General features: G+C 30.6%; 8 protein-coding genes. All 8 read right to left on the bottom strand.

What is annotated here, in order from left to right; translation table 11 throughout:
* Nucleotides 1-17: 17 nt before the first annotated feature.
* A complete protein-coding gene (gene cas6 / locus LQ694_RS03500) occupies nucleotides 18-758 on the bottom strand; it encodes a CRISPR-associated endoribonuclease Cas6 (protein ID WP_196968721.1) in 741 nt (246 codons plus the stop codon).
* Entirely contained in the window at nucleotides 755-2,020 is a 1,266-nt protein-coding gene (csm6, locus tag LQ694_RS03495) for a type III-A CRISPR-associated CARF protein Csm6 (RefSeq protein ID WP_196968722.1), read from the bottom strand. The genes cas6 and csm6 overlap by 4 nt, the downstream gene beginning before the upstream one ends.
* Before the next feature lie 14 nt (nucleotides 2,021-2,034).
* The gene (locus LQ694_RS03490; protein WP_196968723.1) at nucleotides 2,035-3,039 is read right to left on the bottom strand and encodes an RAMP superfamily CRISPR-associated protein; all 1,005 of its coding nucleotides are present in this window, start codon (nucleotides 3,037-3,039) and stop codon (nucleotides 2,035-2,037) included.
* Nucleotides 3,040-3,047: 8 nt separating this feature from the next.
* Nucleotides 3,048-3,956 (bottom strand): type III-A CRISPR-associated RAMP protein Csm4, encoded by a 909-nt coding sequence (gene csm4, locus LQ694_RS03485; protein WP_196968724.1) that lies wholly within the window; start codon nucleotides 3,954-3,956, stop codon nucleotides 3,048-3,050.
* Between the two features lie 9 nt (nucleotides 3,957-3,965).
* Entirely contained in the window at nucleotides 3,966-4,610 is a 645-nt protein-coding gene (gene csm3 / locus LQ694_RS03480) for a type III-A CRISPR-associated RAMP protein Csm3 (RefSeq protein ID WP_196968725.1), read from the bottom strand.
* Between the two features lies 1 nt (nucleotide 4,611).
* Nucleotides 4,612-5,043, bottom strand: coding sequence for a type III-A CRISPR-associated protein Csm2 (gene csm2 / locus LQ694_RS03475; RefSeq protein WP_196968726.1), 432 nt, complete (start codon nucleotides 5,041-5,043; stop codon nucleotides 4,612-4,614).
* A gap of 1 nt (nucleotide 5,044) precedes the next feature.
* On the bottom strand, nucleotides 5,045-7,318 hold the full coding sequence (gene cas10 / locus LQ694_RS03470) for a type III-A CRISPR-associated protein Cas10/Csm1 (RefSeq protein WP_196968727.1): 2,274 nt from the start codon (nucleotides 7,316-7,318) through the stop codon (nucleotides 5,045-5,047).
* A 4,331-nt stretch (nucleotides 7,319-11,649) separates the two neighbouring features.
* Nucleotides 11,650-12,270 (bottom strand): hypothetical protein, encoded by a 621-nt coding sequence (locus LQ694_RS03465; protein ID WP_231493007.1) that lies wholly within the window; start codon nucleotides 12,268-12,270, stop codon nucleotides 11,650-11,652.
* Between the last annotated feature and the right edge of the window lie 33 nt (nucleotides 12,271-12,303).

Genomic DNA, 12,303 nt, shown 5'->3' with positions numbered 1-12,303 from the left:
ACCTTAGGCTGTATATCTTAATTTCTAATGATTGAATATTTTCCCATTCCTAAACTCGTCTTAATACCTACACCTGACAACTCTCCAAATTCCAACAAAAAGTGTATGAGTTGTAAAAATGGTGTTGGGCCATTAACTTTGATAGTAAATTCACCTAAGAAAGAAGGGATTTTTACTTTTTCTAAATTAAATCGAGAACTTTTCATTCTATAATCAACAATAAAGACATTTTCACCTAAAAACTCTAATGTTTCTCTATCGTACATATCATATTCATTAAAGAACGCATCAAACTGTATCATTATGCTTCGGAAGAATTTTTTTATATCTGGAAAAATCATATAGCTTTGATTAGATTTAAATGACATTGGTGTTAGTATCTTTATTTTAATAAATTTCGTAAGTGCTTCTTCACCTAAATATGATGCCATCATTTCATTTATACTATATTTCTCAACATTAAATTGATTTAATTTAATAGATTCTTGGTAGTGTTTCAAGTAAAAAGTATTTTCTGTACTAAATACATATATTAAATTTTTACTTAATTCTTCTGATATGCTTACAATTTCCCATATGTTTTTATTACCTTCTAAATAAATTCTTTGTTTTAGAGGACTGTATGCAAAATTATGATGAAGTTGCTCTGCAACGTCATTTGGTAAGTATTCCATAAGGGCACCATGTAAGACGCTTCCCATATACCTAGCTTGAATTGGTTTAGGTATGTCTAATTCTATTTTTATCTTAGTTATCATATTATATTCCTAATTTCTTCATTCTTATTTTCAAAGTAATCATAGTCTCCTTGATTGATATTCGGAAATACAATTTCTAATAATGATTTTATCGAATTCATCGAGTTTTTCAGAGTTTTTTTGTTTGATTTATCAGTAACATTGATAGCCTCTAATCGATGGGCAACAGAGTTTCGTAAACCATTTATTTTTAATATTTTGTCTAAATCACTTGTAAAAGTTGAGTTTGGATCTAGAACTTTAAAAATATGTACATATGCAGGTAATCCTAGTGTATTATCTATCTTAAATTCCATTTTATTTTCTTTCATGTGCCTTTTAAATAATAATAAAAAGCTAGATTCCTCACTGTTGAGTTTTGGCATACCTCTTTTATATTCAATAATATTTGGATGTTTTTGATTGAGTTGATATTCCGCGATATATTCAGCTATAGATTTTACTCTAATTAAAAACTCTGCAATATCACCACGATTATATCTCATTTGTAGCAATAAAAAATGAAATAGTAATTTTGCCTGTGTCTCATCACTATATTTATTCTGTATATCTGGAAATACTTTATGTGTTTTAATATTTTGTGTAATTTCATCTAAAATTTGAACAAGTTTTCTTTTATTACGAAATGATTTTTGTAAGTTTATTAAATTCAGTGCACCTTCATAGTCATAATTATCTATCAAACTTAACAATTGTGATCTAATCATAGCTTCTCTAAAACTAATGATTTCTATTTCTTTAAATCGTGCTTCACTTAATGATTCATTATGATTCACATTTTCTAATTGTTCTAGAGTGTTTTGCGGATTAGCATAACTTAAATTCGCATTACTACTTTTTTCTGGTGTTGAAACCTGTATACACTTTTTACTATCTGGATAAACAATATATTCCAAACAAAGAGTCGCTTCCATTTGAGGCGTTCCACTCGTCACATTTAATAGTATCTCTTCTTCAGGGTATTGTTGTTCAATAGTATTAATAGAATAATGAAATTCTTCTTTAAAGCTATCAAAATCCTGAGCATTATCTATTTTTCTAATAATCTTACTTACTTCTGTGTTAGGAGATACTGCATGAATAATTGTTTCCCAATCATAATTTTTATGCCCATATCTAATATCATTACCTTCCCATAAGCTTTCTGTAAAGAATAAAACGACTTTTTTGGGTTTGTAATGTCTTATAATATGTAACATAGCTCCATCTCTACCACTTCTCCATGGATCAGAATTTCCAACTGGACTAAACAGTACACTCATTTAAATACCTCCATTTACTTAATCATTTCATTAAAAGTAATTGTACACATTCCTTGCTGATACCATTCATTTTTACTTTGATTAACAGTTCCTTTTAAAGCAATTGGAACATTATCAGGAATATATTTAAACTTGCCATAAGTTTTTCTAAACTTATTTCTGAGAACATTAAATGCTTCTTTTTTAGCGGTTTCTTTATCATGATTTTGATAATGTGTTGTTTTACTAACAAACCCAACACCACCACCTAAGTAAATAATTGGCTCCTTGATATTTTCTGGTATACCACCTTTTAAGGCAAATTCTTTGCCACCAGGTGATGACTTAAATCCTGAAAGCCATTTGTCAAAATAGTTTTTATAAAACTGACGAATACTCTTTTCTATATCTTCTATAGATATAGCATTATCTTTAATAGTAAGTATCATCTCAACTTCAGTATCTATGTCTAAACACTCTCTATAAAGAGGCATTGGTTTATCACGTTTATTAATATCTATCTTTTCATAAATTGCTAAATTTTTTTCATCAATTGGTTTAGAATCACTTACTACTATTTTATTATATTCCAACTTTGGTCCAGAAAAATTTGACTCTAGAATGGTTCTTAAAGCACCTTTTAAAGAACTCCCAGGTATATATACTTTACCTTGTCCATCTCTGACTATTAATTGAATATCATTAAGCGGTTTCGCTTGATTGTTGCCGCTTCGTTTACCTTGATGCACTTGTTCAGTATGACTTATAAAATTTCCCCATTCATTTTGACGAATATTTTTATCTAAAAAATATTTTAAACCTTGCTCTCGAGGTGCTTTTGATGGATATCGGAGAAATTCTTGATACTGCTTTAAAAGACCTTTTGCTTTTAAAAATTTTACAAATTTCGGTCCATTTATCATATGGACTTTACTTTTATGAAAATCATAAATGTAATTTTGCTTTTTTAAGGTTTCTCCTCCACCTATAAAAACTGGACCAATCATTTTTATCGATACTGTATAAGTTTTAGTGTTCATTATCCTATCTACACCTCCAACCATAACGGTTTCGCATAGCGGTATACTGGATGTTTACCACTATCACCTACATTATAAATGTCACCTTCAAAAGTCCTATTAAATACTGAACCAGGTGTAAAACTATAAAAATCTCGTTTCTTAACTATATTATCTGCATAATTTTGTGATTGAACAAACCCCGAACGTTTTTTCAGAATGTATCTAGCTTCAGTACAAACATTCTCTATTTCACTATCTTTTGCCATTGCCGTGGATAAAAGGACATATTGACTTCCTTTAATATCTAACAATGATAGCAACTCTTTATTATCAGTTAAAGAATATCTAAAACGCCCATATCCTGCCGAACGTTTTCCACCCAAACCAGAATATTGTAAGGAATTCAACACTTCTTCAAGATAGGATAATGACTGTTGTGTGCCATTTGCAATAAAATATAAACCCGCATGGTCTTCAAATCTAAATGTTCCAACCGAATATGGCTCACTATCTATGTTAGGGTCATCAATTTGCGCTTGTAAAGATACCTTCGTTTGTAATGAGTATTTACCTAACTCAAAAATTTCATTTAAGTCTTTAGCATCTTCTGCACTTAATCTTCCTTGAATATAGTCATTATAGTGATAAGCAGGTATATATTTTAATTTTTTAAAATCTTTATGATTACCTTCTTCACTAGAAGTTATTTTGATTAAAGGTTTTGGTAAATAAAATATTTCTTGTTCAAATGGAAATGTATCGCTTATAAGTAGTTCATTTAATAACCAATCTGTTGGCATATTCATTTGTAATGCCTCTATATATAAAGCACTAAATAATGTATCGGATGCAATCGTCATCTCACTATCAGATAATCTTTTCTTACCAAAATGAACTGCATCTTTAAAATTTAGTTTATAAATTTTTGTTGGCATTGTGCTCACCTACTTAATATTTAAATTTGAACTATCATAATTACCTACTACCGTTTCAACTTTCACATCTTTAAATAGAACACGTCCATTACCGCGCGTACCACCACCACCAAGATAATCATTTTCAAGTAAGTGGATAGCATCTTTAATATTTTGAAAGTCAGACTCAATTTCCGATTCATCTTCAACATTATATATAAATGTAAAGTCAAACTCCGAACCTCTCGTAACACGTTCAATTTGTCTAGGGTTAGCTACTGCAGTTAATCTATTAATTGTATTTTCAAACTTCGTTTCAGTAAATGAAATGTCATTCTTTTGGAAATATGACTTCGTATCTTCTGAATAAAAAGCATCTGATATCTGTAATCTCGCTCTCTTTATATTTCCTTTTTTACTGGATCCAAATAGACGTAATACTTCATCAACATCATCATTGTGACTTTCTTGACTTAATTTTAAACCATATTTTTTGGCCAATAATGTTCTCATTTTCCCTTTTATTGAGCTACCAGGAATAATAGGCATTTTAGTCTGTAAATCTCTCACAACTGGTGAATCAATTGCACCTATCATACTTGATTCACCACCGCCACCTATATGTAGGCCAGTTACAACTTCTATTTTTCCAGTAATTTTTAATTTAGAATACATATTATTTTTCATCCTCCTTTTTATAGTATTTTGAAAATGCTACTAGAGCTTCGAAATATTTACAGTAATCAAGAAAATATTTTTTAGATCTCTTTTCAATAATTTTGTCTATAATCTCAAGCATGTATGTTTCATCTATAAATTTATTAACTGATTTTTCTCTACCTGCCTCATAATAGAACTTAACCTTTAAGTACTCTAGTTCATCTATAAAAGATTCTGGTAATTCCTCTTCATTCAAATTAAACGCAATAGTATATAAACGATTTACTTGTTCCATTAAATTGCGCAACTTACTTGTAGATAGTCCATTAAATAGAGAGTACTTTTCATAAGATCTCTTGTTTTGGTTTGGTTTCAAGTTCTTTTCAACAATTTTTTGTGCAAAATTAAGATTTACCGTTGTGCCATCTTTAGTTTTTATTAATTCCAAGTTAATTAGCCTCCCTTATTTGATAAACATAAAATTCTAATGCAGTAATTAATTGTTGTTTATCTTCTCCATTTTGCGACCATTCAAATATTTTCGAAGTAAATTCCCCTGACATATTACTTCTTGCTAGAAGGTATGCCAATCTAGCTATATTTATTTTTTCATCATGTCGTAATAAAGATAATATTTTATAGATAAATGCCTTTCCATGATCATCTGTTTCTAAGAATCCTTTTTTAAGAATAGATAATTTTTCATCAAGCACTTCATCTTCTAATTCTCTCCAAGTCATTACCTTATCATCTCTCCATAAAGCAATTTGATTCTTATCCCCTGTCTTCGCGAATTCTTCTAGGATACCTGTTTCAAAAGCCATCTTTGATATAGGATATTTAGATGGAAACATGCCTACTCCTGCTGAAAGTGTTAATTTTCCTAATGTAAATGATTTAAAACGATTACTAATTTTAATACTCGCATCGATAATATCATCCCAAGAACCTATTAAGAACAAATCATCTCCACCAGAGTATATAGCTGTAATTTGATAATTATCTAATATATTATTAAGTTCAAATTTAAAAAACAGTGACAGTTGTCGTGATAAAGTAGCTGTTCTTGATATTGAATTATACTTATCTGATATTCCGGATATAAATGTTGCTCCTAAATTATCTATATCAGCTCTCACTACACCCAGTCTTTGAATGCCTTCTTCACGCTGAATATAGCTACCAATACCCATCTCACGTGTTTCAACATTTTTACTTGCAAAATCGTAATCACACATCCAAAGATTAGTAGAAATTCCTACACCAATGTATGGCTCATTTTTACTATATATTTGAATCTCATCCATTTGTTTTGCTTTATACTCAGCCTCACCATAATCAATAACAGAAATATATTTATTAAATGGCATTTTTAGTTTTCCGGATTTTGAAACGATAAAAAATGATTTATCTCTCAAGTCATTTGAAATATTTATAATTCCTTCACATGTAGAACATAAACCATCATTACTAATTTCAACATCACTTCTCAAGCATTCTTTACACTCTCTTTCACCATTAGAACGAGTTTGATTCATTCGTATAATTTCTTCAGCATTATATTTGTGAGATTTCATATCAGAGAGTTTACTGCTAAGGTTACGCCAAATATCTCTATAAGTACCATTCGTATTCATTAAATCATCACCACTACATGATTCATATGCAATTGAAACAGATAAGTCTGTCTTAAACTCCTGAATAAACCATTCTTTTAGTTCAGAATTAAATTCATTTAATTTATGCTTCACATATTCCGTATTTGGAATAAGTAAATGTGCATGACCTCCACCTGTATATAGAAGATTTGCACGACTTACATGAATATCTTCAATAAACTTATCAACAATAATTTCTAGCATTAACTCTAAATAAAAACTTCTTGAACGCAAGCTCTTTAATGCTTTAGAACCACTAATATTATAAATAAAATCTTGAATACCACTCATATCCATACTCAACAATAAAAATGCTTCTTTTCCATAAAATTCTTTAGTATTATTATAATTTGAAAATAATGCTTGCTTGTAATTATCAATATTCTGCTCATTTAAATAATCATAAATACATGTAGCAATAGCACAGGTAATTCTACTATGATCATAAAGTGATATATCTATAAGTTCGTTTTTATTTGTAGAACTTGGTACAAATTGCCATAAACTTTCTGTCCATTGTAATAAAGAAGGGAAATGATGATGATTCGCTTTAAGTTTATTTGCTAAATCTTCATTCATATTTTTTAACAATGATGTATACTGTCCACTTGTATATCGGACGTTATCTTCAGCTGGATACTCAACATTAGTATTTATATTAAATTTAAATTTTCCATTAGTTCTACCTTTTTTATCTTCATTTACAATATTGAACACACTATATAATGGCGTATATCTATCAAAGTTAAAACTTTTCTCTTCATATTCAGTTGTACCTTCTTCGATAGCATCTCTACGATCTATACCACTGGCAATGTTATCTGCTATATATGTAATAAAAGCATTGCTATCATCCGCAATATTGACATGAAACAATTCTTTATAATGATGATATGCAACACTTTCAATAATGTCCTTTTGATTAAATCCATCAAATTGTTTTAAAAATTGATAGCCTAATTTTGAATGTGTACCTCTTGCAAAAGGATGTTCGTTGCTACGATATACAATCTTTCCTATATCATGTAATAAAGAACCATACATTAGAGCTGTTTTTTTATCCATAACTTCCTCCCATTATAAAAATAGCAATTGAGGTTGTTTCCTCAAATGCGTCCTAGCTTCTTTAGCTTATTATTCTGAATATTAATTAAGTACTTTCATTAAAAATATACATACTTTGCACTTTAAATAGTAAACAGATTAAAAACTAATATTGATGTTAGAAAAATATAATACATAACAATACTAATTGCGATTGATTACTCTACTAAAGAATAAGTTAAATCTTAAATTTTTACAACAAAATATACATGAATTAGCTGTAAATTCAGAAAAATTTGCTTGCATTATCACTTTATTTATAACAATCACAAAACTTTTGACTAAATTTCGTCCCCTTTTATGGGGTGTTTTCGATTACGACATGGACGAGCGATTTAATGACCTATACGCATTCTCGTCCCCTTTTTTACGGGGATATATTCGATTGACAAATGCGAGCGCATGAATGAAACGGAAGTATTAGTTCTTGTTCCCTTATTTACGGGGTTATATTCGATTCTTGAAACTGAAATACAAGAATTTGAATTTGATGGGTTCTTGTCCCCTTATTTTCGGGGTTCTATTCGATTTGATACTTTCACAGTAGAAATTGATGAAGAAATCACGTTCTCGTCCCCTTTTTTACGGGGTATATTCGATCATAAAAATAGATTAAATAGAGAAGGCGTTACTGGGTTCTCGTCCCCTTATTTACGGGGGTATATTCGATTAATGAAAATTTACAATGAAGATAACACAAGACTAATGTTCTCGTCCCCTTTTTTACGGAGTTATATTCGATTAGCTAAACTATCATACATGTTTTATATCAATAAAGTTCTCGTCCTCTTATTTACGGGGGTATATTCGATTAAAAATAAACCGAAAAGGAATTGATAAAAATGAAGTTCTCTTCCCCTTATTTACGGGGGTATTTTAGATTACTAATCGTAGCGAACAATAACTTGAATAAAAATAGTTCTCGTCCCCTTTTTTTACGGGGGGTATATTAGATTGGAAATTGAAATAAACGCCCGTGATAAGAACTAGTTCTCGTCCCCTTTTTACGGGGTTATTTTCGATTGATAAGCAATTTAATCTGATTGACGAATTAATGAACGTTCTCGTCCCCTTTTTTACGGGGTTATATTCGATTATCAATTAGATAAATCGGAGCAATTGGAAATTTTGTTCTCGTTCCCTTGTTTACGAGGGTATATTCGATTTATTACACCGATTGAACATTCATTAATGTTTTGGGTGTTCTCGTCCCCTTTTTTACGGGGGTATATTCGATTCAATATGGCATTATACGGTGGTTACAGCCCGTCTGAATTCTCGTCCCCTTTTTTTACGGGGTTTTATTCGATTTGTTATAACTTGAAAATGAACATAATAGAAGCAGAAGTTCTCGTCCCCTTTTTTACGGAGTTTTAATCGATTTTCATACGTAAGAACATTGTAGATAATGTAGCTAAATTCTTGTCACTTATTATTTATGACCAGCTGATCAAAATTAGAATCATACTGTTTTATCTTCACTAGTTAGATTCAATACTTTTCTAAATCCCCTCATTTTTCAATCAATAATCAATGTGCCCAAATAATAGCTGTCTTTTATGAAATTACTTTTACTTTACTAAATAAAAATCTCTTTAACAAGTTAGCAATACCTATGCAACCAAAAGAGTATATTCTTAGATTTTCATATTCAATGAACGGACTATACGTAATATCTACTTATAAATCCCTCCATTTTCTTTGTAGCTATATTCGATTATCAATTGGATAAATCGGAGCAATTGGAAGTTTTGTTCTCGTTCCCTTTTTACGGGGTTATATTCGATTGATAAGCAATTTAATCTGATTGACGAATTAATGAACGTTCTCGTCCCCTTTTTTACGGGGGTATATTCGATTTAGATATATAGTAAATAGCTTTACGCCTTTTATTGTGTTCTCGTCCCCTTATTTACAGGGGTATATTCGATTGAAAGATAAAATATAATGTTGTGTAGGGAATTACTGTTCTCGTCCCTTTTTTATTTACTACTAGCTGATCCATTTTTCAATCATTGTGCTTTTATTTCCATCAGTTAGATTAGAGTCTTTTTCAAGGTAAACCTCATTTTAAATCAACAAATAATGTTTACAAATAATAACTATCCTCATAATAAATTACTTCTACTTTACTAAATACCAATCCCCATAACAAGTTACAAATACCTATGCAACCAAAAGAGTATATTCTTAGATTTTCATGTTCGATGAACGAACTATACGTAATATCTACTTATAAATCCCTCCATTTTCTTTGTAGCTATATTCGATTATCAATTGGATAAATCGGAGCAATTGGAAGTTTTGTTCTCGTCGCCTGTTTTATTGGGGCATGTTCGATTAGAAAGCAGAAACTAAACCAGTACCAAGAAGTAAGTAGTTCTCGTCCCCTTTTATGGGGTGTTTTCGATTACGACATGAACGAGCGATTTAATGACCTATACGCATTCTCGTCTCCCTTATTTATGGGGTTTTATTCGATTATGATTGTAAAAGATATGGTGGTACAAGTTTTCAGTCCTCGTCCCCTTTTTTACGGGGTTATTTTCGATTCACACCCAAACGGTGCCGTCACGGTGCTTACAAGGTTCTCGTCCCCTTTTTTACAGGAGTTATGTTCGATTGAAAGCTACAAGATATTTACTCAACAAGAACACAGCTCTCGCCCCCTTATTTACGGGGTTATATTCGATTGGGATAAAAACGGAATAGAGTTTCTAGTTGAAGGGGTCTCGTCCCCTTTTTTACGGGGTTATATTCGATTCATAATTTTTACGGTGAATACGACGGCGAATATCTGTTCTCGCCCCCTTATTTGCGGGGTTATATTCGATTCACAAACAACGGCACGCCATATAAACGAATTCTTGTTCTCGTCCCCTTATTTACGGGGATATATTCGATTCAGAAACGCTAGAAACACAATCCAAAGAGAGGTTGAGTTCTCGTCCCCTTTTTTACGGGGATATATTCGATTTCATGACAGATAGCGAAAAGGAATATCAAAAACATTGTTCTCGTCCCCTTATTTTCGGGGGTATATTCGATTAACTTAATAATACCTAAACATTCAATTAGTTACCTGTTCTCGTTCTTTTTTTATTTACGACTAACTGATCCATTTTACAATCATAGTGTTTTTATTTCCATCAGTTAGATTAGAGTCTTTTTCAAAGTAAACCTCATTTTAAATCAACAAACAATGGATACAAATAATAACTATCCTTATAATAAATTACTTCTACTTTACTAAATACCAATCCTCATAACAAGTTACAAATACCTATGCAACCAAAAGAGTATATTCTTAGATTTTCATGTTCGATGAACGAACTATACGTAATATCAAATTATAAATCCCTCCATTTTCTTTGTAGATATATTCAATTATGAATTGAATATATCGGAGCAATTGGAAGTTTTGTTCTCGACCCCTTATTTACGGGGGTATATTCGATTACAATACAATATTAGGAGATGTTAATTATGAATAAAGTTCTCGTTCCCTTATTTACGGGGTTATATTCGATTTATTTATTTTTTTATAAATAGGAGATGAAAAGGATAGTTCTCGTCCCCTTATTTTCGGGGTTATATTCGATTGTTTGACCTTTGAAATAGTGTGAAAGCTAGAACACAGTTCTCGTCCCCTTATTTTCGGGGATATATTCGATTGGTGAATACCAGAAACATATTATTGGATTATCTGAGTTCTCGTCCCATTATTTACGGGGTTATATTCGATTCAAAAACGCATAAGCTCAAATAGAACACTTTTACAAGCTCTCGTCCCCTTTTTTACGGGCTATATTCGATTTTATCATTGCAGCGTTTAGTATTACACCATTTGAACAGTTCTCGTCCCCTTTTTTACGGGGGTATATTCGATTATATGTTGTATATAATTGTGACTTTGAGTTCTCGTCCCCTTTTTTACGGAGTTATATTCGATTAAACATGTATAAAAAGCCTATAACAACAATATTTCAGAACCACTTTTAATGTCTCTAGAATGGACAATTTAAGTAATATAAATAAATAATTGTCCTTTTTTAGACATTGTAAATTAACATTAATAAATACCTTAATTTAATACTATTATTATATCATAAATGACAATGAGTTTTATTTACTAACTTATATCTTTGATACAGAAATTAAACTGCATGAAATATCATTCAATAAATCTTAGTAAATGTGAAAATTATTAATTAAAAGGACTTTTATTATAATGGTTAAGGTGACCCGACACATTCTCATTATTATATTTTAAATTTTAAAAATCTCTATTTTTATAACGCATTTACGAGTCTTTCAAATTCATCTTTATTAATGTTAATACCTTCTAGATCAACATCTGCTAAATTAGGGTGCTGCCCACTTGTTAAGACATATACTTCAATATGTGGACATGTTTCATTAACGATAGGCATGATTTCTTCATCAAACCGCTTCGGCCCATTGTTTTCACTGTAAATCACGATATGAAATTTAATATCATCAGCTATATTCATAGGAATTCTGTCTTCTCTCTTTCTAGACAATACACACTGTTTTCCTACAATATTTGAAATCCACTCTTCTTTCTTTTGGCAATAATTTATAAAATCTTTCCTTTGATATCCTAAATCCATTTTAACTTCGAGTATATTTTTAATTTCATTATCTTCACAAATCAATAAATCCGGATATCTTGTACTTAAAGATTTATCAATCATAGATAAAGGCTGATCAATAAAGATTCGGACACCTTCCAATCTACTAATCAAATAAGCACCGAGCAAGTCTTCTCCAATACCTGATATACTATGATTACGTCCTCGATATAAATTTTCATGAGGGTAAGTAGGCTTCCCTGCTTCTTTATATGCCTTTACAAGCTGTTCGATAACTTCTACTTCTGTGAAATCCATACTTAATCACCCTCTCTATAGATACTCTATATT

Origin of the sequence: Mammaliicoccus sp. P-M58, assembly GCF_022386165.1 — a bacterium.
GTDB classification, from domain to species: domain Bacteria; phylum Bacillota; class Bacilli; order Staphylococcales; family Staphylococcaceae; genus Mammaliicoccus; species Mammaliicoccus sciuri.
The sequence above is the reverse complement of the archived record's forward strand: the minus strand, read 5'-3'. Positions and strand labels throughout refer to the sequence as shown.

Bases quoted from the DNA above. Each gene is read 5' to 3' on its own strand.
- cas6 (WP_196968721.1), bottom strand. From the start codon at position 758: ATGATAACTAAGATAAAAATAGAATTAGACATACCTAAACCAATTCAA.
- LQ694_RS03465 (WP_231493007.1), bottom strand. From the start codon at position 12,270: ATGGATTTCACAGAAGTAGAAGTTATCGAACAGCTTGTAAAGGCATAT.
- LQ694_RS03490 (WP_196968723.1), bottom strand. From the start codon at position 3,039: ATGAACACTAAAACTTATACAGTATCGATAAAAATGATTGGTCCAGTT.
- cas10 (WP_196968727.1), bottom strand. From the start codon at position 7,318: ATGGATAAAAAAACAGCTCTAATGTATGGTTCTTTATTACATGATATA.
- csm6 (WP_196968722.1), bottom strand. From the start codon at position 2,020: ATGAGTGTACTGTTTAGTCCAGTTGGAAATTCTGATCCATGGAGAAGT.
- csm4 (WP_196968724.1), bottom strand. From the start codon at position 3,956: ATGCCAACAAAAATTTATAAACTAAATTTTAAAGATGCAGTTCATTTT.
- csm3 (WP_196968725.1), bottom strand. From the start codon at position 4,610: ATGTATTCTAAATTAAAAATTACTGGAAAAATAGAAGTTGTAACTGGC.